The organism is Kushneria indalinina DSM 14324, assembly GCF_003385845.1.
Classification (GTDB): Bacteria; Pseudomonadota; Gammaproteobacteria; order Pseudomonadales; family Halomonadaceae; genus Kushneria; species Kushneria indalinina.
This window is the reverse complement of sequence record NZ_QRDJ01000006.1, coordinates 315,436-338,477: the sequence shown is the minus strand read 5'-3', so window position 1 is coordinate 338,477 and position 23,042 is coordinate 315,436. Positions and strand designations below refer to the sequence as shown.

Sequence of the window (23,042 nt, the reverse complement as noted above, 5' to 3'; positions counted from 1 at the left end):
GAGATGGCCCGCCGCTTGCAAGCAAAAGGATCAGGTCATGCGTCGCTGACGCACCGCTTCAAACAGACAGATGCCGGTGGCCACCGACACATTGAGACTCGACACCTGGCCGGCCATGGGCAGCTTGACCAGCTGATCACAGTGCTCACGCGTCAGACGCCGCAGCCCCTTGCCTTCGGCGCCCATGACCAGCGCGGTAGGCCCACGCATATCGACATCGTGAACGAAGGCCTCGGCCTCCCCCGCGGCGCCCAGCACCTGCATGCCGACGTCCTTGAGCTTTGCCAGAGCCCTTGCCAGGTTGGTGACCTGATAGACCGGTACGCTTTCCGCACCGCCGCAGGAGATTTTGCGCACCGTGGCGTTGAGCGGCGCCGAGCGGTCCCTGGCGACCATGACGCCGATCACGCCGGCCGCATCGGCCGAGCGCAGACAGGCGCCAAAATTGTGCACATCGGTCACCCCGTCGAGCACCAGCAGCAGCGGCGCCTGATCGGTTCGGGCCTCGAGCTGCCAGAAAAGGGAGGCTTCATTGTCGGCCACCAACGGCTCACAAAAGGCGATAACGCCCTGATGCGCGCCTTCGGCAACCTGATCAAGCACCTCGCGGGGCTGAAGCACAAGGCGCGCGCCCAGCTCAGTTGCCTGCTGCTGAATATCGGCCAGACGCTTTTCTGCCTGGCCTTCCTGTATCCAGAGCTCTGTCGGCGCCTGCTGGCGTGCCAGCAAGGTTTCAACGGCGTGGACGCCATGAACGGCATCCAGACCGCGAGGGGTTGCAGCCTTCGCACCCGAAACGCCTCGGCGCTTGCCGCGACCCGACTCACCGTGTCGTCGGGAATCCCGGGATTTGCTGGCGCCCTGTTTGCCGCCGCGCTGATGATCGTCCTTCATGACTTCTGGCGACCCTTTTCAGCATCACGCTTGCCCTTCTCGCCACCGTTTTTGCTTTTGCCCTTTTCGGCGCTGCCCTTGCCTTTGGCGGCGCCACTCTTGCGCTTGTCGGACTTGCCGCCTTCGGCGCTGGCTGACTTGTCGCTGCGCTTGCGAGGCTTGCGCGCCGCCGCGTCTTCTTCAGCCCTTAAGGTATCGGTTGCCTTTGTCGCGCCGCTTTCAGCCCCTTTTTCTTCACGACGACGCAGACGCTCCTTCTTGCCCGGACGGGACTTGCGACGCTTTTTGCTCGGCGCTTCTGCTTCGGCAGGTGCTTCACTGTCACCGGTGGCTGCGTCACTACCCGGCTTTCTTATGCGACGCCGCGACTGGGGTTTGGCATCGGTCAGCATGAAATCAATCTTGCGATCATCAAGGTCAACGCGTGCCACCTGAACAGTGACACCATCGCCCAGGCGATAGGTCACGCCGGTACGATCGCCCTTGAGTTGATGCCGCTCGGCTTCGAACTGGTAGTAGTCGGAAGGCAGGTTGGTGATATGCACCAGCCCCTCGACGAAGTGCTCGTTGAGTCGCACAAACAGGCCAAACTGGGTTACCGAGGCGATGGCGCCCTCGAAAACATCCCCCACCTTGTCGGCCATGAATTCGCACTTGAGCCAGTCCTCGACATCGCGCGTGGCTTCATCGGCGCGCCGCTCGGTCATCGAGCAATGCTCGCCCATGGTCACCATCTGCTCGAAGCTGTACGGGCACCAGCGCTGCGGCTCATTGTCGGCCGCCCCTTCCACACGCTCTACGTGGGTCGAATCACGCTGACTGCGAATCACCGAGCGGATGGCGCGATGCACCAGCAGATCGGGATAGCGTCGAATCGGCGACGTAAAGTGAGCGTAGGCGGCGTAGGCCAGCCCGAAGTGACCGTCATTTTGCGGCGAGTAGACGGCCTGATTCATGCTGCGCAGCATCACCGTCTGAATGATATCGGCGTCCGGGCGGCCATTGATGACCTCACGCAGATTCTGGAAATCCTGCGGGGTGGACTTGCCCTTTTCGCCACTGGCGCCCAGCGTCAGGCCCAGCTCGCCGAGGAAGGCGCGCAGCGTGGCCAGCTTTTCGTCCGAGGGTGAGGCGTGAACGCGATAGAGTGCCGGCAACTTGTGCTTTTCCAGAAAGCGCGCGGTCGCCACGTTGGCGGCCAGCATGCACTCCTCGATCAGCTTGTGGGCATCGTTGCGAGTACGCGGCACGATACGATCGATCTTGCGCTGCTCGTTGAAAACGATCTGCGTCTCTGTCGTCTCAAAGTCGATGGCCCCGCGGACGGTCCGCGCTTCACGCAGTGTCCTGTAAAGCCCATGCAGCGCCTCCAGCGGCTTGATCACGTGCGCGTACTCGCCTCGCAGTGCCTGGCCTTCCTCGCTGTCGGCATCTTCCAGCATGGTGCCGACCTTGTTGTAGGTCAGCCGTGCATGCGAGCGCATCACGCCTTCATAGAACTTGTAACGGCTGATCTCGCCGCGCTGCGAAATATTCATCTCGCAGACCATGCAGAGCCTGTCGACATCCGGGTTGATCGAGCACAGCCCGTTGGACAAAAGCTCCGGCAGCATGGGCACGACCTGCCCGGGAAAATAGACCGAATTGCCGCGCTGCCAGGCCTCATGATCCAGCGGTGAATCGACCTCGACATAATGCGAGACGTCGGCGATGGCAACGATCAGCTTCCAGCCGCCGGATTTGGTCTTCCAGGCATAAACGGCGTCGTCAAAGTCCTTGGCGTCTTCACCGTCGATGGTGACCAGTGGCCAGTCACGCAGGTCAACGCGATGACGCTTGTCGTCATCGCGTACCTCCTCGCTCATGTCGCGAATCTGATCCAGCACCTCGGAGGGAAACTGGGCGGGGATATCGTGTTCGCGAATGGCGATATCGATTTCCATGCCGGGGTCCATGCGCTCGCCCAGCACTTCGGTCACTTCGCCAATGGGCTGCTGGCGCAGACCGGGCTGCGTGGTAATGCGCACTTCGACCACCTGGCCATCTTCGGCACCCTTGGCCGAGCCTTCCTCGATGATGACTTCATGGGCGATACGGCTGTTTTCGGGGACCACCACGGCAAGGTCGCTGCCACGCTTGCGATACAGCCCGATCAGACTTGGCGTGTTGCGCTCCAAAATCTCGTTGACGCTGGCCTCTTCCCTGCCACGTCGGTCCTTGCCGCTGACACGCACCCGCACCCGGTCGCCGTCAAAAAGGCGCCGCATCTGGCGAGGCGGAATGACCAGATCCGGCTTTTGCTTGTCATCGCGCACAAAAAAGCCGATGCCGTCGCGGTGGCCTACGACGCGGCCATCCAGCAGCAGGTCAGGATCAATGATTTCGAAAGCGCCGCTTTTGTGGCGCAGAATCTGCCCGTCACGCTCCATGGCAGACAGGCGTCGGCGGACAGCCTCCAGGCGATCCTCATCCTCGATGCCCAGCCGCTGGCTGACTTCTTCATGGGTGATGGGCTTGCCGTGCTCGGTCAGAATCTGCAGCAGGTATTCACGACTGGGGACCGGGTTGTCATATTGACTGGCCTCACGTTCCGCCTGCGGATCGTCGGCGGGCGTCCATTGACTCATAGATTGCTTCCCTGAAATGGTTGTCTTGTGATACCGGGCAAGATGGCGAGCAGCGGGCGCGGGATGATGTGATGTCTTTTCTTCATGATCTGGATTATAGCGGTCCCTACAGGACGACCCAAAACCCTTTATTAACCTGAAAACGTTGCAGGGTGTAAAAAATTGCCCTTTGCCTCTCATCCCCTCTTGCATCACTCAAAAAATTGCGTATTATTTCGGCCCACCTGCCCGGATGGCGGAATTGGTAGACGCGCTAGCTTCAGGTGCTAGTGACCGTATGGTCGTGGAGGTTCAAGTCCTCTTCCGGGCACCATCTCAACATGATGATTGTCGAGATGGTGGAAAAGAACAGGCTGTTGGCCTTTCGAATTCAGGTAGTTACAATATTGGATGATCAACGCCCGGATGGCGGAATTGGTAGACGCGCTAGCTTCAGGTGCTAGTGACCGTATGGTCGTGGAGGTTCAAGTCCTCTTCCGGGCACCAGTTGATCGGACATCGCTTTCATCACAGCCCATGGCTGCTGACACCCTGCCCGGGTGGCGGAATTGGTAGACGCGCTAGCTTCAGGTGCTAGTGACCGTATGGTCGTGAAGGTTCAAGTCCTTTCCCGGGCACCATTTATCTCCCCTGCTTTCTTCCTCATCCTTATTGGCTTTTTCCAACGATCCTCATCGATCGCTGTTCCCTGCTGTGCCGCCCTGGTCATTCGCAGATTTCGCGGCGCCCCTGATGTTTTCAGCGCTTTTATAATCCTTGATACTACCATGACACCGTCCTGCGCCGGCACCATGACAGATCGTTATTTAAAAGCGAGCAGGCTGTCGCGCCACGCTTTCAAGCTCCCAGCCCCGCGTATCAACTCCTGATTCCAGCTGATCGGCAATATCATCAGGCAACTCACTAAAGAAGTTGAAGCCCGTGCGCGCCTCGATCTCATTGACGCTGGCCAGAAAACGATCGAGCGGCTCATCGCCATGGACATCCTGTGGCACGATAAAGGCGATCATTCTGAGCGGTGTGCCGGCATCACCCGGTGCCACAATGATCTTGTAAAAGGCATCCGGGATTTCGATCAACGACGACATGCGTCTGATGTCGTCATCAAAGATGGGGCCGGTGGTCACCCAGATGGTGCCAAAGCGCGCCGCAAAATGATCGATGATCACCTCTTCGAGTCGCTGCCATACGCGCCGGTTGAGATCAGGCTTTTGCGGCGAGATATTGCTCATCTGAAAGGTATCAAGCTGTGCCTGGCGACCATGGACGGCAGCAATCGCGTAATTGGGCGCCTGATGACCGCGATCATAGCCACTGCCGGTATAGTCATCAGTGCTCACCGGCCAGAGCGTGCGCCAGTCATCGCTGAAATGTCCCGGGCGCGCCCCGATGGCAGGATGACCCACCCGATCCAGGCGGTAAACGGTCCAGAGCGGGTTGGCTCGCAGATCCGACCAGCCCGTCAGGAAACCATCGTTGCGCAGCGTACGATTGAGCGTTTTCCAGTCGTACCAGGTTTGTGCCTGGGGTGTCCCCATCCAGCTCATCTGCTCCCAGTACGTGCGCTCCTGGTAATACCAGAGCCCATAGATCACCGCCGTGGCCATGAGGCCGGCACCACTCATGCGCCTGAAACGCTTTAAAAGCCCTGGGCGTCGCCGCGCCATATCCATCCCCTGACACTTTATTTTCAAAAACCACTGCATTCTCGAAAGCTGCCCTTTCAGGCGGCGGCGAGTATACCTCAGTCAATGAAAGGCTGCTGATATGGCACAAAAAAACGGGCCACAAGGCCCGTTGCGCATAACGCGGCATTTGTCGCGGTGTCCGGCTATTCGGAAACCTGCGGCCAGCGATGGGTATCCACGATTTCGCCACCCTCGACCACTTCCAGCACGACGGGAAATCCCCATAGCTGGTGTAAATGGTGCATGACCGGTGACAACGAATCGTCCAGCGGTCGCCGCTGTGTTCGTTCATGTCGCAGTACCAGCGAGCGGTCGCCGTGAATCCTGGCGGCCCAGACCTGGATATCCGGCTCCCGATGCCCAAGGGAATACTGTAGTGACAGCGCCTCTCGAACTCGCTTGTAGCCGCGATCATCATGGATGGCCGAAATTTCGACCATGTCGTCCTGGTCGTCCTGGTCGTCATCGAGCAGCGCAAAAAGCTTCATGTCGCGCATCACTTTCGGCGACAGAAACTGCTGAATGAAAGACTCGTCCTTGAAGTTGTGCATCGCAAAATGGACCGTCTCGAGCCAGTCGCTGCCGGCCATCTCCGGAAACCACGCCCGGTCCTCCTCAGTCGGCGCGGTGCAGATGCGCTGTATATCGCTGAACATGGCAAACCCTAGCGCGTAAGGGTTGATGCCGTTATACCAGGGGCTGTCAAAACCCGGCTGCGCCACTACGGCGGTGTGCGATTGAAGAAATTCCAGCATCACGCCTTCATTGATGCACTTCTCATCGTAAAGACGATGCATGATGTTGTAGTGCCAGAAGGTGGCCCATCCTTCGTTCATGACCTGCGTCTGGCGCTGCGGATAGAAATACTGCGCGAGCTTTCGCACGATGCGCACGATCTCGCGCTGCCAGGGCTCCAGCAGCGGCGCGTTCTTTTCGATGAAGTAGAGCAGGTTCTCCTGCGGCTCCGAAGGGTAGCGCGGACGCTGATGCCCGCCCGAACCGTCGTCCGTGCCCTGATCGGCATCGGCGGCGCGCAGCTGCGGGATGGTGCTCCAGAGCGTATTGATCTGCTGCTGCAGATAGCCTTCCCGTTCCTGCTGGCGACGCGCCTCCTCTTCAGCCGAAATTGCAGACGGCCGCTTGTAGCGATCCACGCCCTGGTTCTGCAGCGCATGACAGGCATCCAGCAGCTGTTCGACGGCCTCGACGCCATGGCGCTCTTCGCACTCGCTGACATAGCGCCGGGCAAACACCAGGTAATCGACGATGGCGGAGGCATCGGTCCAGGCACGGAAGAGATAGTTGCCCTTGAAGAATGAATTGTGGCCATGGCAGGCGTGCGCCATGACCAGAATCTGCATCATCAGGGTATTTTCTTCCATCAGATAGGCGATGCAGGGGTCGGAGTTGATCACCAGCTCGTAGGCCAGCCCCATCTGCCCGCGCCGGTAGGCCTGCTCAACGGACAGAAACTGTTTGCCGAAAGACCAGTGGCTGTACCCGACCGGCATGCCGATGCTGGAGTAGGCATCCATCATCTGCTCGGAGGTGATGATTTCGATCTGATTGGGATAGGTATCCAGGCGATACTCCCCGGCGATGCGAGCAATCTCTCGCTCGTAGCGTTCCAGATCATCAAAGGACCAGTCCGACCCCTGCCCCAGAAAATCTTCATCATGCGTCGGCCTGTAGGAAGTGCTCATGCGTGCGCCTCCTGACCGCTCTGGCGGCTTTTGAACAGTTCGCGAAACACCGGGTAGATGTCGCCGGCCTGAACGATCTGGCGCATGGCAAAACGTTCAGGATAGCGATCCTGTACGCGCCTGTATTCCTCCCAGAGCGCCTGGTGGGCATGCGGGGTAATTTCGACATAGGCGTAATACTGAAGCCTGGGCATCAGCGAGTCCGACAGGATCTGACGGCACTGCACGGAATCGTCATCCCAGTTGTCCCCGTCGCTTGCCTGGGCCACATAGAGATTCCACTGCGCCGGCGGATAGCGTGCCTCGATAATCTCATCAAGCAGATGCAGCGCACTGGAGACGATGGTGCCGCCCGTTTCCCGCGAATAGAAAAAGGCCTCTTCATCGACTTCCCGCGCCGAGGTGTGGTGGCGGACGAACACCAGCTCGACCCGTTCGTAATCGCGCTCGAGGAAGAGATACAACAGCAAAAAGAAGCGCTTGGCGATGTCCTTGTGGTTCTGGGTCATGGAGCCCGAGACATCCATCACACAGAACATGACTGCCTTGTTGGAGGGCTGGGGCTGGTCGGTCAGATGGTTATATCTCAGATCGTAGGTATCGATGAAGGGCACGGCCTCCAGGCGCCTTTCCAGTCGCTCGATCTCGTCTCTGAGCTCACGCACCCGGCCGGGGTGGCGCAGCACCGGATCCTTGCGCTCTTCCTCTTCCAGAGCCTTCTGCGCTTCCAGCAGGGCGCGTCTGATGGGCGCACGCATGGCAATGCGACGCGCCTGGGCTTCACGCATCGAGCGCACGATGTTCATGCGGGCGGGCACCCCCTGACGGGAGAGCCCCGCACGCACAGGCCGACGCTCTTCCATGTCGGCCAGCTGCTTGCGCTCCAGATGCGGCAGCTCCAGCCCGTCGAAGATAAAGCTTAAAAACTCATCCCGGGACAGCGTAAAGGCAAACTCGTCCAAGCCTTCGCCCTGATTGGAGGCAGACCCTTCACCACTGCCACCACCCCCGCCTCCCCCGTGGGGACGGCGCAGACGATCGCCCTCGGTGAACTCGCGATTGCCGGGGCTGACCACGGTGCGCCGCCCGCCCTGCCCATGACGAAAGACAGGCTCGGAAATGTCCCGCCCCGGGATGCTGATCTTCTCGCCGCGCTCCATGTCGGTAATCGAGCGCCGATTGACCGACTCCTCCACGGCGCGCTTGATATGCTTTTGATAGCGTTTCAAAAAGCGCTGTCGATTGACCGTACTCTTGTGACGGGCATTGCTGCGCCGATCGATGAAATAGCTCACGTCACCACCTTCTGCAGACCGATCAAACCGGCTGCCCTGTGTCAGGGTGGGAAGGGGCGCCGGAACACCGGCGCCAGCCGCTTACTGGGACTTGCGTACGCGCAGATACCACTCCGAGAGCAGGCGCACCTGCTTTTCGGTGTAGCCCCGCGCGACCATGCGATCGACAAAGTCCTCGTGCTTTCTCCGGTCGTCGTTGGAGGCCTTGGCGTTAAACGAGATGACCGGCAAAAGCTCTTCGGTGTTGGCAAACATCTTGTGTTCGATCACGCCCTTGAGCTTTTCATAGGACTGCCAGCTGGGGTTGAGGCCGTCATTTTGCGCCCGGGCGCGCAGCACAAAGTTGACGACTTCGTGACGAAAGTCCTTCGGATTGGAGATACCGGCCGGCTTTTCGATCTTTTCAAGCTCTTCATTGAGTGCCTGGCGGTCGAGCAGTTCCCCGGTTTCCGGGTCACGAAACTCCTGATCCTGAATCCAGAAGTCGGCGTAGGTCACGTAGCGGTCAAAGATGTTCTGACCGTACTCGGAGTAGGACTCCAGATAGGCGGTCTGGATCTCCTTGCCGATAAAATCGACATAGCGCGGGGCCAGGTACTCCTTGATAAAGCGCAGATAGCGGTCGTGGACTTCACGCGGCAGCTGCTCCTGCTCAAGGCGCTGCTCCAGCACATACAGCAGGTGCACCGGGTTGGCGGCCACTTCGCTGGAGTCGAAATTAAAGACTCTGGAGAGAATCTTGAAGGCAAAGCGGGTCGAAAGCCCTTCCATCCCCTCATCCACACCGGCACTGTCGCGATACTCCTGAATCGAGCGGGCGCGGGGGTCGGTATCCTTCAGATTCTGCCCGTCATAGATGCGCATCTTGGAGTAGATGCTGGAATTTTCCGGCTCCTTGAGCCTTGAAAGCACTGAAAACTGCGCCAGCATCCGCAGCGTATCCGGCGCGCAGGGGGCGTGTGACAGCGAGGAGTGCTGCAGCAGCTTTTCATAGATCTTCATCTCTTCGGAGACGCGCAGCGAATAAGGCACCTTGACGATGTACACCCGGTCCAGGAAGGCCTCGTTGTTGCGATTGTTGCGAAACTGCTGCCACTCACTCTCATTGGAGTGCGCCAGAACAACCCCATCAAAGGGAATCGCACCCATGCCCTCGGTCGGGTTGTAGTTCCCCTCCTGGGTAGCCGTCAGCAGCGGGTGCAGTACCTTGATGGGCGCCTTGAACATTTCCACGAACTCCATCAGCCCCTGGTTGGCGCGACAGAGGCCACCGGAGAAGCTGTAGGCGTCCGGGTCATCCTGGGAAAAGAGTTCAAGCTTGCGGATATCCACCTTGCCGACCAGCGAGGAGATGTCCTGATTGTTCTCATCTCCCGGCTCGGTCTTGGAAATGGCAATCTGATTGAGCCGTGAGGGGTACACCTTGACGACCCGGAACCGGGAAATGTCGCCACCGTATTCACGCAGACGCTTGGCCGCCCAGGGGGACATGACACTGCGCATATAGCGCCTGGGGATGCTGTATTCACTTTCCAGCGTATCGCCATCTTCCTCGGCGCTGAAAAGTCCCAGCGGGGATTCATGTACCGGTGAGTCCTTGATGGCATAGAAAGGAATCTGCTCTATCAGTGCCTTGAGACGCTCGGCAATCGAGGACTTGCCGCCCCCGACCGGCCCGAGCAGATAAAGCATCTGCTTGCGCTCTTCAAGACCCTGCGAGGCATGGCGAAAATAGGCCACAATCTGCTCGATGGCCTCTTCCATACCGTGGAATTCGGCAAAGGCAGGATAACGACGAATCAGCTTATTGGAGAAAATGCGGGACAGGCGAGGATTTTTGGCCGTATCGATGACTTCCGGCTCACCGATGGCCTTGAGCATGCGCTCGGAAGCGCTGGCGTAGGCAGTAGGATCCCTGCGACAGAGTTCAAGATACTCCTGAAGAGTCATCTCTTCCTGCAGGGTGCGCTCAAAGCGATGCTGCACATGATCAAAAATGCTCATGAACTTCTCCTTGAGTGGCGACGGTGTGCCCTGCCGTACGCACGCTCGTCATTTCCGTAAAATCAATCCGTCACTGCGGCACTCCCGCTCATCGAAGCGTTCTCTCTTGTGTAGAAAGCACTATCAGGCTTTAAAATGAAGGTGGTCGGTCAGGTCGACCCGAATAGATCCCGGACGCCCCTTCCTTGCGAATCAGAAGGCGCGGCATGGACCAATGCCGCGCCGATGTCAGGAAAGAGGTCTTATCAATATCACTGTTGATCGCGTTGTACCAGTGCCTGACGAAGGTCAGCCACCAGCGCATCGATCAATGTCTCGGACGTATTCCAGCTGCATACGAAGCGAACGCCCCCCTCTCCTATGAAGGTATAAAACGTCCATCCACACTCGCGCAAGTACTGTTGTGCTGCGATGGGAACTTCAAGAAAAACGCTATTGGCCTGGACCGGAAACATGACATTGACGCCCTCGATGCCGCGAATACCATCCACCAGACGCTGCGCCATGGCATTGGCGTGGCGAGCATTGGCAAGCCAGACATCGTTTTCCAGAAGCCCCAGCCAGGGGGCGCTGACAAAACGCATCTTGGACGCGAGCTGTCCCGCCTGCTTGCAGCGATACTCGAAATCGCGCGCCAGCTCGTGATCAAAAAAGACAATGGCCTCGCCAAAGGCCAGCCCGTTCTTGGTGCCTGAAAAGCACAGCACATCTACACCGGCCTTCCAGGTCATTTCCGCAGGCGTCACCCCCAGTGAGGCACAGGCGTTGGCAAAGCGGGCGCCGTCCATGTGAATCTTCAGGTCGTGTTGATCCGCCACCTCGCGAATGGCCTGCAGCTCCTCAAGTGAATAGAGCGTGCCTACTTCCGTGGCCTGGGTGATGGAGACCACCTTGGGTCGGGGGTAATGGATATCATTGCGCCGCGTCACGACACGCGCAATGCCCTCGGGGGTGAGCTTGCCCATGGGCGTATCGACCGGCAAAAGCTTTGAGCCGTTGGAGAAAAATTCCGGCCCGCCGCATTCGTCTGTCTCGATGTGGGCCAGTTGATGGCAGATCACACCGTGATAGGACTGGCAAAGCGAAGCCAGTGCCAGCGAATTGGCAGCAGTCCCGTTGAAGACAAAAAATATTTCGCAGTTTGTTTCAAAAAGCGTTCTGAATCGGCTTGCAGCGCGCTCGGTCCAGACATCATTACCGTAGGCCAGATCATCCTGCTCATTGGCCTGTAGTAGATAATGCATGGCCTCGGGACAGATGCCAGACGTATTGTCGCTGGCCAGAAAACGTGGGGACGCAATGGCAATATCGCTGTTGACGACAGTATTGCTGAAACCAGGGGTAGTCATGTTGAGATTATCCTGCAGCTTGTTATTGGCTTGCCGGTCGAGGATCACTCGATCACTGGCATAACGAATAAAGCATGCAGCGCGCAGGGATGACTGGCAAGCGAGTATCCTGCAAACACGATTAAAGCGCAGCAGATTACGCTGTCAGCAGTAGAGGGGATGCAACGTCAGAAGTGGTCAACACAAGAAGTAAAACAATATGGGAGAAGATACTACAGGAAGGAAACAGCATAAGTCCAAGCGAATGGCGGACTGGACGGGACTTGAACCCGCGACCTCCGGCGTGACAGGCCGGCATTCTAACCAACTGAACTACCAGTCCGCATACAGCTTGCAACGTCAAATCATCTTGAGAAGATGATGGTGGGTGGTACTGGGCTCGAACCAGTGACCCCCAGCTTGTAAGGCTGGTGCTCTTCCAACTGAGCTAACCACCCGGCAGTACGACAATGTTACAGTACAACAATTTCGATGGCGGACTGGACGGGACTTGAACCCGCGACCTCCGGCGTGACAGGCCGGCATTCTAACCAACTGAACTACCAGTCCAACTTGTATCGAAATATTGCTGCTCACCAGAGATATGGCGGACTGGACGGGACTTGAACCCGCGACCTCCGGCGTGACAGGCCGGCATTCTAACCAACTGAACTACCAGTCCGCAACCCTGATTACAGCAACATGACCTTATCAAAAATGATGGTGGGTGGTACTGGGCTCGAACCAGTGACCCCCAGCTTGTAAGGCTGGTGCTCTTCCAACTGAGCTAACCACCCGGGTCATGTGGCGCTGCATTCTACCAATCATTGCTGGAAAGTCAAACACTTCCCGAGCAAAAGCCACAAATTCATGACAGTGGCGTGTCGTCATCCTGCGCCATCAGATTGACCGTATCGATGCGATCACGCTTCATCAGGCGCTGCTTCTCTTCCAGACCATGGAAGTCGAACAGGTCCCGATCCGCCAGCTGGGAAGGCGCCACGTTGGTCAGTGCCTTGAACATGGTCTCGATTCGCCCGGGGTGCTTGCGCTCCCAGTCGGAGAGCATCTCCTTGACCACCTGTCGCTGCAGATTTTCCTGGCTACCGCACAGATTGCACGGAATGATGGGAAAACCCTTGGCTTCGGAAAAACGGGCGATATCGGCTTCCGAGCAGTAGGCCATCGGACGAATCACGATGTTCTTGCCATCGTCGGAGAGCAGCTTGGGCGGCATCGACTTGAGTGAACCGCCAAAGAACATGTTGAGAAAAAGCGTTTCCAGCATGTCATCGCGGTGGTGACCCAGCGCAATCTTGTTGGCACCGATCTCTTCGGCAAAGCCATAGAGCGTGCCACGCCGCAGCCGCGAACACAGCCCGCAGGTGGTCTTGCCTTCGGGTACCTTCTCTTTCACGATCGAGTAGGTATCACGTTCCACGATGTGATACTCGACCCCCTGCTGTGCCAGATACTGCGGCAGCACATGCTCGGGAAAGCCGGGCTGTTTTTGATCCATGTTAACGGCGACCAGCTCAAAGTTCACCGGCGCGTTGCGCTGAAGATTGCGCAGGATCTCGAGCATGGTATAGGAATCCTTGCCACCGGAGAGGCACACCATCACCCTGTCGCCATCATTGATCATGGCATAGTCGATAATGGCATTGCCGACGTTGCGGCGCAGGCGCTTTTGTAGCTTGTCGAATTCCCGCTTGTCGCAGGTATTCACGGACTGATCAAGTTCTTGCATGGAGATGACTTCAGATTAATGCGACATTGGCGCTACTTTATCATCGCCACAAAGCACAGGCGAAGACCCGACGGTTTACGCGAGGCTTGAAGGGACGATAATGCCCGGCAAGGCCCGGGTCGTTATCGGTATTTCAAGGCTGCCATCATGAAGCAGCCATTACGTTGGTCAGGCAAGGAATCCCACGATGTTCCAGGGCTGGTTACTGCTCACCATCTCGCTTTTATACATCGCCACCCTCTTTGGCATTGCCTGGCGTGGCGATCAGCGGGCACGACGGCTGGGGCCGGCCAAACGGCGACCGCTGGTCTACAGCCTGGCACTGGCGGTCTACTGCACCTCGTGGACCTTCTACGGCAGCGTAGGCCAGGTCTCCGAATCGGGCCTTCAGTACCTCAGCGTTTTCCTGGGGCCCATTCTCGCCTTTTTGCTGTTCTGGCCGATCCTCACCAAGATGATTCGGGTCGCCAAGCGCCAAAACATCACCTCGATTGCCGATTTTATCGCCTCGCGCTACGGCAAGACCCAGGCGCTGGCGGCACTGGCCAGTCTGGTCGCCCTGCTGGGTACCCTTCCCTACCTGGCCCTGCAGCTCAAGGCCATGGCGGCAAGCTTTATGGTGCTGACCGCCAACAATGACATCGTGCGCTCTCCCATACTCGGTGACACCGCCTTTTATGTCGCCGCCCTCATGGCGCTTTTTGCCATCCTGTTCGGCACACGCCATACCGATGCCACTGAACATCACGAGGGACTGATTCAGGCCATCGCCTTTGAATCAGTGGTCAAACTCGGCGCTTTCATGCTGCTGGGCGCCCTGATCACCTGGGGCGCCTTTGATGGCCTGGGCGAGCTCTCCAGCCGCGCGGTGCGAGATCTTTCCGCCGGCAGCCATTTCAGCAGCGACAGCTTCGGCCAGGGCTTCTGGACCCAGACCCTGCTGGCCATGCTGGCCGTGTTCTGCATTCCGCGTCAGTTTCACGTTACCGTGGTCGAAAACACCAGCACCGATGATACGGCCCGGGCCCGCTGGCTTTTCCCGCTTTACCTGATTGCCGCCGGCTTTTTCGTGCTCCCGCTGGCGGTGGCCGCCCTGACGCTTTTTGAAGGCCAGGGACTTGATCCGGACACCTGGGTCTTGCATCTCGCCATGGCGCTTGATCAGCCCTGGCTGGTCATGGTCACGTTCATCGGCGGCTTCGCGGCCGCCAGCGGCATGGTCATCATGGCCGCCGTGACGCTGTCGATCATGATCTCCAACGAAGTCGTCATCCCCCTGCTTTTGCGCTTCAAGGGGTTTGATGCGCGCCATGGTGACTACGCCCGCTGGGTCCTGCGCATCCGTCGGTTGATTATCGTGCTGACGCTGGCGCTGGCCTACGGCTTTTACAAACTCACCGCCCCATCAAGTTCGCTGGCAAGCCTTGGCGTGCTGTCCCTGGCGGCACTGGCCCAGCTGGCTCCGGCGCTGATTGGTGGCCTGTACTGGAAGCGCGGCAATCGTCTGGGGGTGAGTCTGGGACTGGGGCTGGGCTTTCTGATCTGGAGCTACGCCCTGCTGCTGCCCACGTTGGTGCGTGCAGGGCTGCTCTCTTTCCCCATCGATGCAGGACCGATGGGCATCGAACTGCTCAGCCCATCCAATCTGCTTGGATTGTCGCTGAATGACTCCATTACCCAGGGAGTACTGCTGTCGCTGGGCGTAAACCTCTTCTGCTATATCTTTTTCTCGCAGGTGACGCGACAGCGCGTGGTCGAGCGCATTCAGGCGTCGCTGTTCGTTGACAGTGTGGCGTCCCATCAGACCCTGATCAACCGCCCGTGGGGCGGTACCACCTCGGTGAGCGATCTCAAGGCCCTGTCCCGGCGCTTTCTCAATGAGGACCAGGTCGAGCGCGCCTTTAGCGACTATGGCTGGCGCCATCAGCAGCGCCTTGACCCGGGCATGCGCGCCTCGATCGACCTGATCGGCTTTACCGAGCGTCTTCTGGCCTCTGCCATTGGCGCCTCTTCGGCGCGCATCGTGGTGAACTCGGCGCTTTCCGGGCGGGACGTCTCCATCTCTGATGTTGTTTCCATCGTGGATGAGGCCTCCCAGGTACTCGAGTTCAACCGATCCCTTTTGCAGGCCACCATCGAGAACATCAATCAGGGGGTCATGGTGGTGGATCACAAGCTGCGCATCGTGGTCTGGAACCAGCGCTATCTGGAGCTGTTTCGCTTCCCCGACCATCTGATTCATGTCGGCGAGCCCATCGAGCGCATCTTTTTATACAACGCCGAGCACGGCGAATATGGCCCCGGCGATCCGCAGGAGCATGTGCGACTGCTGATGGACAACATCCGAAGCGGTCATGCGCATCATTACCAGCGCTATCGCCAGGATGACAGCGTGCTCGATATCCATGGCAACCCCATGGTGGGCGGCGGCTTTGTCTATACCTATCAGGACGTGACCGATCAAAAGCGCACCGAAGAGGCCCTGATCCGCTCGGAAAACAACATCCGTATCTATACCGACAATGTACCGGCCCTGATTGCCTATTTTGACCGCGACTGTCACTACCTCTTTACCAATCGCGCCTACGAAACCGCCATGGAAGTGGATCGTCTTCAGGCCATCGGCAAGCCTGCCGAAGAGGTCATGACCGCCGGCATGTGGCGGCTGCGCGCGCCCTGGATGCAGCGTGCCCTCAACGGTGAGCGCGTCTCCTGGGAGCTCTCGCAGCTGGATCGTGAAGGCGGTACCCGCTACATGCTGGCCACCTACACGCCGCATTTTGGTGAAGGCGGTCGCGTACTGGGCTTTTTCGCGCTGTATCAGGACATTACCGAGCGCCGGCTGGCCGAGATTGCCCTCAAGGAGACCAACGAGAATCTGGAGGAGCGCGTTCGCGAACGTACCCACGAGCTTTCCGAGGTCAACAGCGCGCTGCGCCAGGAGAACCGGGTACGCTCCGAAGCCGAACTGGCCCTGAGACAGGCCAAGCAGGTCGCCGAAACCGCCAACGCCTCCAAGACCCGCTTTCTGGCCGCGGCCAGCCATGACCTGCTTCAGCCGCTCAACGCCGCCCGTCTATTTACCTCTGCCCTTACCCAGCGCCTCGAGGAGAGCGAGCATCATGACACGCTGGTCCACATCGACAACTCGCTGCAGGCGGCAGAGGAGCTGCTGGGCACGCTGCTGGACATCTCCAAGCTGGATGCCGGTGCCCTGACCCCCCGACGTCAAGTGTTCACCCTCAATGAGATCCTGCGCCCGCTGTATGCCGAGTTCTCGGTCATGGCGCAGGACCGCGGGCTGGATCTGGACATGATCGAGACGGGCGCCGTGATTGACAGCGATCCGCAGATGCTCAGGCGCATCATCCAGAACTTCCTCTCCAATGCCCTGCGCTACACCCAGCACGGCCGGGTATTGCTGGGCTGTCGTCGCCGCGGCGAGCAGCTGTCGATCGAGGTCTGGGATACCGGCCCCGGCATTCCGGAGTCGCGTCAGGCCGAAATCTTCCAGGAGTTTCGTCGGCTGGATCAGAAATCGCGTCACCGCGAGAGCGAAAAGGGCCTGGGGCTGGGGCTTTCCATCGCCGATCGTATGGCCCGCGTGCTGGATCACCCGATTACCATTCGTTCAAGAGAAGGCCATGGAACAGTGTTCGGGCTGACCGTACCCCTCAAGCGTGGCGCCACGCCCACCCGCGAGGAAACACAGACGGCACAGAAAAGCGCCGGCAACCGTATCCGCGGCGCGCGCGTGATCTGTATCGATAACGAAACCATGACGCTGGAAGGCATGAAAGCCATGCTGGAAGGCTGGGAATGCGAGGTCTTCACGGCCACCTCGATCGGCGGTGCCCGCTCGGTGGTGCGCAACATGACAGGCGAACCCGATATCATTCTGGCCGACTACCACCTGGACAACGAAGTCACCGGCCTGATGGCACTGGAATCACTCGCCGAGCGCTTTACCGGCGATGTGCCCGGCATCGTGATCACGGCGGATCGCACCGAAGAGATTGCCGACCTGATCCGTCGCACCGGCTACCACCTGCTCAACAAGCCGGTACGTCCGGCGGCACTGCGCGCCCTGCTGACCCGAACCCTTCAGGCCAATCGACGCCTGGAGTGAGCGGATCTGCCATCGACAGGCACAAAAAATCCCGGTCCATACCGGGATTTTTCATGACTGAATCTGCTTTCAGTTCTCGACGCGCGAAGGCTCTACTTCAAGCTTCTGGGCCGCAATGACCGCCTGCGTGCGTGAATGAACGCCCAGCTTGCGCAGGATAGCCGTCACATGCGCCTTGATGGTGGCCTCGGAGACATTAAGATCGTAGGCGATCTGCTTGTTCAGCAGTCCCTCGGTCAGCATGTTGAGCACGCGAAACTGTTGCGGCGTCAGAGAAGCGATGGCCGCGGCAAACTTGGCCTCTTCCTCGTCGCCGTCGCCCAGGTAATCCGCCATCTCGGCGGGCAGCCATATCTCGCCATCGAGAATGGCGCTGATGCCCCCGGCAATCGTATCCAGCGAGGCTGACTTGGGGATGAACCCCGACGCGCCATAATCAAGAGAACGACGCACCACCTGTGGCTCTTCGCTGCCGGAAATCACCGCCACGGGGATGTCAGGCATCTGACCGCGCAGCTGTATCAGGCCTGAAAAACCATGGGCACCGGGCATACGCAGATCCAGAAGAATCAGGTCGGCATCAGGGTGACGCGTCACAACCTCGATGGTGGCTTCCATGGTATCGGCTTCAACAATCTCGGCATTGGCCGCTACCTGACGCAGAGACTGCGTCAGTGCTGCACGAAACAAGGGGTGATCGTCTGCCACGATAAACTTCTGGGCAAAGGCCATGCAGTTTCCTCCAGGATTCCCCGTATCATTCAGGACGGCCCAGCCCCGGTCAAAACGCGGTCAGCCACGTCATCAGCAGTGCAAGGCCGAGCGTCATCATGCCACCTGCCGATCATGTAACCAGCAATCTCAGCATGTTACCCCATGATTTTTTTATTTCCAAAATAAAACGTTGGCAACCGGGCTCTCCCCGGTTGCCAACGTTCATTATGCGACAAGATGACGCGCTTGTCGTGAGTCAGGATCAGATGAGCATATTACCTAGTGCTGAATACGCTCCTTGATCAGGGCTTCCACAACATCAGGGTCAGACAAGGTGCTGATATCTCCCAGACTATCGACCTCGTTGGCCGCAATTTTGCGAAGAATACGGCGCATGATCTTGCCGGAACGCGTCTTGGGCAGGCCCGGCGCCCACTGAATGGCATCGAGTTTGGCAATCGCTCCGATATCCCGACGAACGACGTCGTTGAGTTCCGTGGCCAGTGCCTCGCTGGATTCGGCCCCCTGCATCAGGGTGATATAGGCATAGATGCCCTGGCCCTTCACATCGTGAGGAAACCCTACCACGGCGGCTTCGGCCACGGCCGGATGGGCCACCAGCGCAGACTCGATTTCAGCGGTCCCCATACGGTGACCGGAGACATTGAGCACGTCATCGATACGACCGGTGATCCAGTAGTCGCCATCGGCGTCGCGATGGGCACCATCCCCGGTAAAGTAGGTGCCGGGATGCGTACTGAAATAGGTTTCCTCAAAGCGTTCATGATTTCCCCAGATGGTGCGCGCCTGCCCCGGCCAGCTGCCCTCGATCACCAGGCTGCCATCGCCCTCGCCCTCGATGTGCTGGCCCTCGGCATCCATCAGCGCCGGGCGAACGCCAAAGAAGGGACGCATGGTAGCCCCGGGCTTGACGTTGTCGACGTCCGTCAGCGGCGCCATCATGTGGCCGCCGGTTTCGGTCTGCCACCAGGTATCCATGATCGGACAGCGCCCGTTACCGATGATCTGATGACTGAAATGCCAGGCCTGAGGGTTGATGGGTTCACCGACCGTACCGATCAGGCGCAGGGAATCGCGGCGGCTGCTGTCCATGACATGATCGCCATGTCGCATCATCGCGCGAATGGCCGTTGGGGAGGTATAAAAGATCGTAATGTTGTGGCGGTCGATCACTTCACCCACACGCCCGTAATCCGGGTAGCTCGGCACGCCCTCGAACATGACCGTTGTGGCACCATTGGCCAGCGGCCCGTACACCACGTAGGAGTGGCCGGTGACCCAGCCCACATCGGCGGCACACCAGTAGACATCATCCTCGCGCAGATCAAAGATCTGCTGATGGGTCATGGCCGCATAGAGCAGATAACCGCCCGAGGTATGCATCAGCCCCTTGGGCGTACCGGTCGACCCCGAGGTGTAGAGAATGAACAGAGGATTCTCGGCGCCCATGGCTTCAGGATCACACGTTGCTGATTGCTCCTTCATCATCGCGCAGGCGTCAATATCGCGTGACTGCCAGTCGATGGGCGCTTCGCCACAGGGCACGACCAGCACATGCTCGACACAGTCGGTGCCCTTGATGGCCAGTGCCTCGTCGACGTTTTTCTTGAGCGGAACCTGTTTGCCACCGCGGCGCGAGATATCCGAGGTGATCACCACGCGCGACGCGCAGTCCGAGATTCGCCCGGCCAGCGCCTCGGGAGAAAAGCCACCGAACACCACCGAATGCACGGCACCGATGCGGGCACACGCCAGCATCGCAATGGCAGCTTCCGGGATCATCGGCATATACAGCGTGACGGTATCGCCACGCCCAACGCCAAGCGCCTTGAGCATGTTGGCAAATTGCCCCGTCTGCTGATGCAGTTCACGGTAGGTAATGATGCGCTGGTGGTCAGGGTTATCCCCTTCCCAGATGATGGCCGGCTTGTCGCCGCGACGCTCGAGATGACGATCCAGACAGTTGGCCGAGACGTTGAGCACGCCATCCTCGAACCACTTGATGCGGGAGTGGTTCTCGCCAAAATGGCCGTTGATGATTTTTTCAGGCGTGCGCATCCAGTCAAGACGCTGCATCTCTTCACGCCAGAAGGCTTCAGGAGATTCGATCGAATAACGATAACGCTCGCGATAGTCCTGCTCGCTTATCGGGCTACGCAGTTTTTGTGCGGCACCTGCCATGGCATGGGCAGACTGGCTCATGTCGCATCTCCTCAATCTGATGGGTCACGAACACCCATCATGGATAGTGTGACCCTTAGATTAGCGTCAGGCAGGGGCAGAGTGACCATTAGACCATGGTCACTGTTCGACCAATCTCCCTGGATTTTGATCGACGGTGATACCTTCAAGGCGCAGCGTCTCACCACAGTGACGGCAGCGATATCGACTGCCTCGACGCTCGTTGTTGTAGCGTCGGCGGGTAAAGTAATGGCTGCGACAGCCACAGAGGTAACGATAAGGCGCCGGGCTGGCGCGCGAGGTATCAAAACGGTGGGTGACGCTGGGCGCTCGATCAAAGATCCTGATCATGACCTGCTGCCACTGCACGCCATGCGGGCGCACGCGGCCAGGATAAACATGATGAACGACCCAGTGCGCCATCTCATGTGGCACCACCTCGGTCAGAAAGGCGTCGGGCTGATCGCCGTAGAGCGTCATGTTAAAGCGCAGCCCCCCACGCCCATAATGGGCCTGACCGGCACTGCGCCCGCGCAGGTCACACCAGACTCCGGGGGCAGGCAGGTTCGGATAGTGGCGCCGCGCCTTGCGCAGGCACTGCTCTACATGTGCCAAAAGCCGTGCCTGGCTGGCATCCCCATGGGGAAAGTCATCAATGTCGTTGGAAAGAAGATCGGTCATGGATGATAAACTATAGGCTCTCAACCCGGCGGCTCGGCTGCCGCGCAAAGCGCTGCTTACTGTATGGATACTGCTCATGAATGATATCACGGCCGATACGCCGCAACCGGTACCGCTGCTGGAAGATGAACGCCTTGATGCGCTGTTCGAGTTTCTCGACTCCGAGCATGTCAGCGAAGAAGCCCTCGACCTGTTTGGTGCTCACGGGCTTTTGACGGCACTGGCCATCTCGACCGCACCCCACGACCGTGATGAACGCCATGCCCTGATTTTTGATACGACGCCCGAGTTTGAGAGCGACCAGCAGCGTCAGGCAACGCTTGACGCTCTGGATGCCCTGCTCGACAACGCGGTCGATGTCTTTGAGAACGGCAACATTCCGGACCTGCCCTTTGATCTCGAGTTTGAAGGCAGCGAAGATGACGAAGAACATCCCGTACGCCTCTGGTGCGCCGGCTTTATGGAGGGTGTCTTCCTGGATGAACAGGTCTGGTTTGGCACGCAGGAAGAGACCGCCGCTGAACTGCTGCTGCCTTTCATGACCCTGTCGGGGCTCTTTGATGAGGAAGATCCGGAGCTTGCAGCGCTCGGGCAACAGCCGGCCGAAGCCACCCGCCTGGCAGGCCAGCTGGCCGAACTGACGCTGGATCTTTATCTGCTACAGCGCGCCCCGGCCGAAAAGCCTGCTCCTGCGCCCTCAAAGGGCAGCAAGGACGCAAAGGGCAAGTCCGGTGGCAAGGGCAAGGGTGCCAGAGGCCCGGGCAAGCGCCAGTAAGCAGGGCCACGGACCAGGGCATTCAGCGCAGTCGCGTAATCAGGGCATCCATGACGCCGTAGCCCCACTCACGCAGCCGCTGACGTCGCGACCGTGTCGCCCAGCGCGCTGCGCTGATCTCATGACACTGATCAAAGCAGTGTTCAAAGAGACTCCCCAGCTCGGTCGCAAAGTCGGGGTCATCGATCTCCTGATTGGCTTCCAGATTCCACTGCAGGCTCCAGTGGTCGAAATTGCACGAGCCAACGGTCGACCAGCCGTCACACAGGCTGAATTTGGCGTGGATAAAGCTCGGCTGAAACTCGAAGATGCGCACACCCGATCGCAGCAGCCGGGTAAAAAACCGCTGCCCGGCGTAACGTACGCTGGGATGGTCATGATCGCGCGCCGCCAGCAATAGCCTGACATCCACACCGCGTCGCGCCGCCCGGCGCAACTGTCGCCTCAGAGTGCGAGTCGGCACGAAATAAGGCGTACAGATCCATATTCTCTCACGGGCGGTACCGACCTGATGCTGCAGCGACCGACGAATGGCCTGATAGCGATAGCCCTGTCCCCAGACCGCACGGCCGACCATGTGGCCCTCGCAGCGCATCGGACTCGGCATGACTGCTGCCGCGTCTCCCCGCCGCCGGGCGCCGGTGGCAAAATCCTGCGTCCTGCGCGAGCGCCACACCCGGTTGAACAGTCGAATCCAGTCATCGACACATGGGCCGGTAATACGTACGGCCACCTCGAACCACGATCTGAGGAACTGATCGTTGACACCAAATCCGCCCGTAAAGGCAGTGTGACCATCAATAACGATCAGCTTGCGATGATCCCGCGAGATAAAGCGCCCCAGATGTCTGAGCGTCAAAACGTTGAATTCGCGCAGGGAAACGCCTGCATCCACCAGACGTTGCTTGCTCTGATCTGAAAGTGACCATGAGCCGCAGGCATCGATCAAGAGTCGCACGTCTACGCCGCGCGTCACGGCATGCGTCAGCGCCGTAAAAAACCGCTCACCCATCTCGCCGTCTTCGACAAGATAGAGCTCGATCAGAATCGAGTCTTTGGCATGATCGATCGCCTCAAACAGTACAGGCACGAAACAGTCCGCCGTCGGCAACAGGGAAAAATGGTTGCCGTCATGCCACTGCTCTCTCATCTTGCATCTCCCTGCCTTGCCCCTGGGGCCATGTCGATTCGACCAGCGCTATACTATAGTGCCATGTCATCGGCTCGGTGCAGATCTCCCTTTTCAGGTCAT

14 protein-coding genes and 8 tRNA genes are annotated in these 23,042 nt (G+C 58.9%); 5 read left to right on the top strand and 17 right to left on the bottom strand.

The genetic code is table 11. The features are described from left to right. Positions 1-30: 30 nt before the first annotated feature. A complete protein-coding gene (gene rlmB / locus C8D72_RS01595) occupies positions 31-894 on the bottom strand; it encodes a 23S rRNA (guanosine(2251)-2'-O)-methyltransferase RlmB (RefSeq protein WP_115852663.1) in 864 nt (287 codons plus the stop codon). Then, the gene (gene rnr, locus C8D72_RS01590) at positions 891-3,521 is read right to left on the bottom strand and encodes a ribonuclease R (protein ID WP_115852662.1); all 2,631 of its coding nucleotides are present in this window, start codon (positions 3,519-3,521) and stop codon (positions 891-893) included. The genes rlmB and rnr overlap by 4 nt, the downstream gene beginning before the upstream one ends. A 226-nt stretch (positions 3,522-3,747) precedes the next feature. On the opposite strand from rnr, the gene C8D72_RS01585 reads away from it, so the two are divergent. The 3 genes from C8D72_RS01585 to C8D72_RS01575 all read left to right on the top strand — a co-directional run bounded on the left by C8D72_RS01585 (position 3,748) and on the right by C8D72_RS01575 (position 4,141). Then, positions 3,748-3,834, top strand: a tRNA-Leu gene (locus C8D72_RS01585). Between the two features lie 86 nt (positions 3,835-3,920). After that, positions 3,921-4,007, top strand: a tRNA-Leu gene (locus C8D72_RS01580). Between the two features lie 47 nt (positions 4,008-4,054). Next, positions 4,055-4,141: transfer RNA gene (locus tag C8D72_RS01575), tRNA-Leu, on the top strand. 186 nt (positions 4,142-4,327) lie between these two features. Here the strand turns inward: C8D72_RS01575 and C8D72_RS01570 are convergent. The 11 genes from C8D72_RS01570 to ttcA all read right to left on the bottom strand — a co-directional run bounded on the left by C8D72_RS01570 (position 4,328) and on the right by ttcA (position 13,289). Beyond that, a complete protein-coding gene (locus C8D72_RS01570; RefSeq protein WP_115852661.1) occupies positions 4,328-5,188 on the bottom strand; it encodes a DNA/RNA non-specific endonuclease in 861 nt (286 codons plus the stop codon). Positions 5,189-5,352: 164 nt separating this feature from the next. Next, positions 5,353-6,912: a SpoVR family protein gene (locus C8D72_RS01565; protein WP_115852660.1), complete on the bottom strand. Its 1,560-nt coding sequence runs from the start codon at positions 6,910-6,912 to the stop codon at positions 5,353-5,355. Further along, positions 6,909-8,207 carry a YeaH/YhbH family protein gene (locus C8D72_RS01560; RefSeq protein ID WP_115852659.1) on the bottom strand — a complete coding sequence of 433 codons (1,299 nt, stop codon included), beginning with the start codon at positions 8,205-8,207 and terminating at the stop codon, positions 6,909-6,911. The genes C8D72_RS01565 and C8D72_RS01560 overlap by 4 nt, the downstream gene beginning before the upstream one ends. A gap of 81 nt (positions 8,208-8,288) precedes the next feature. Continuing rightward, a complete protein-coding gene (locus C8D72_RS01555) occupies positions 8,289-10,211 on the bottom strand; it encodes a PrkA family serine protein kinase (RefSeq protein WP_115852658.1) in 1,923 nt (640 codons plus the stop codon). A 251-nt stretch (positions 10,212-10,462) separates the two neighbouring features. After that, the gene (locus C8D72_RS01550; RefSeq protein WP_115852657.1) at positions 10,463-11,560 is read right to left on the bottom strand and encodes a threonine aldolase family protein; all 1,098 of its coding nucleotides are present in this window, start codon (positions 11,558-11,560) and stop codon (positions 10,463-10,465) included. Between the two features lie 245 nt (positions 11,561-11,805). Beyond that, positions 11,806-11,882: transfer RNA gene (locus tag C8D72_RS01545), tRNA-Asp, on the bottom strand. Positions 11,883-11,921: 39 nt separating this feature from the next. Beyond that, positions 11,922-11,997 (bottom strand) — tRNA-Val (locus C8D72_RS01540). Between the two features lie 35 nt (positions 11,998-12,032). Next, positions 12,033-12,109, bottom strand: a tRNA-Asp gene (locus tag C8D72_RS01535). A 35-nt stretch (positions 12,110-12,144) separates the two neighbouring features. Beyond that, positions 12,145-12,221: transfer RNA gene (locus C8D72_RS01530), tRNA-Asp, on the bottom strand. Positions 12,222-12,260: 39 nt separating this feature from the next. Continuing rightward, positions 12,261-12,336, bottom strand: a tRNA-Val gene (locus C8D72_RS01525). Between the two features lie 71 nt (positions 12,337-12,407). Continuing rightward, complete coding sequence (gene ttcA / locus C8D72_RS01520; protein WP_115852656.1) at positions 12,408-13,289, bottom strand: tRNA 2-thiocytidine(32) synthetase TtcA; 882 nt, start codon at positions 13,287-13,289, stop codon at positions 12,408-12,410. Positions 13,290-13,476: 187 nt separating this feature from the next. Between ttcA and C8D72_RS01515 the strand changes: the two genes are divergently transcribed. Further along, a complete protein-coding gene (locus C8D72_RS01515; RefSeq protein WP_115852655.1) occupies positions 13,477-17,418 on the top strand; it encodes a hybrid sensor histidine kinase/response regulator in 3,942 nt (1,313 codons plus the stop codon). Positions 17,419-17,487: 69 nt separating this feature from the next. Here the strand turns inward: C8D72_RS01515 and C8D72_RS01510 are convergent, their stop codons facing one another. The 3 genes from C8D72_RS01510 to C8D72_RS01500 all read right to left on the bottom strand — a co-directional run bounded on the left by C8D72_RS01510 (position 17,488) and on the right by C8D72_RS01500 (position 21,015). Further along, the gene (locus tag C8D72_RS01510; protein WP_086899453.1) at positions 17,488-18,150 is read right to left on the bottom strand and encodes a response regulator; all 663 of its coding nucleotides are present in this window, start codon (positions 18,148-18,150) and stop codon (positions 17,488-17,490) included. A 261-nt stretch (positions 18,151-18,411) separates the two neighbouring features. Then, positions 18,412-20,334 carry an acetate--CoA ligase gene (gene acs, locus C8D72_RS01505; protein ID WP_245955174.1) on the bottom strand — a complete coding sequence of 641 codons (1,923 nt, stop codon included), beginning with the start codon at positions 20,332-20,334 and terminating at the stop codon, positions 18,412-18,414. A 120-nt stretch (positions 20,335-20,454) separates the two neighbouring features. Then, on the bottom strand, positions 20,455-21,015 hold the full coding sequence (locus tag C8D72_RS01500) for a SprT family zinc-dependent metalloprotease (protein WP_115852653.1): 561 nt from the start codon (positions 21,013-21,015) through the stop codon (positions 20,455-20,457). Positions 21,016-21,091: 76 nt separating this feature from the next. Here C8D72_RS01500 and C8D72_RS01495 point away from each other — a divergent pair, with 76 nt between their 5' ends. Continuing rightward, positions 21,092-21,790 carry a YecA/YgfB family protein gene (locus C8D72_RS01495; RefSeq protein ID WP_115852652.1) on the top strand — a complete coding sequence of 233 codons (699 nt, stop codon included), beginning with the start codon at positions 21,092-21,094 and terminating at the stop codon, positions 21,788-21,790. Between the two features lie 22 nt (positions 21,791-21,812). Here the strand turns inward: C8D72_RS01495 and C8D72_RS01490 are convergent, their stop codons facing one another. Next, a complete protein-coding gene (locus C8D72_RS01490) occupies positions 21,813-22,940 on the bottom strand; it encodes a phospholipase D-like domain-containing protein (protein WP_115852651.1) in 1,128 nt (375 codons plus the stop codon). Positions 22,941-23,042 lie beyond the last annotated feature (102 nt).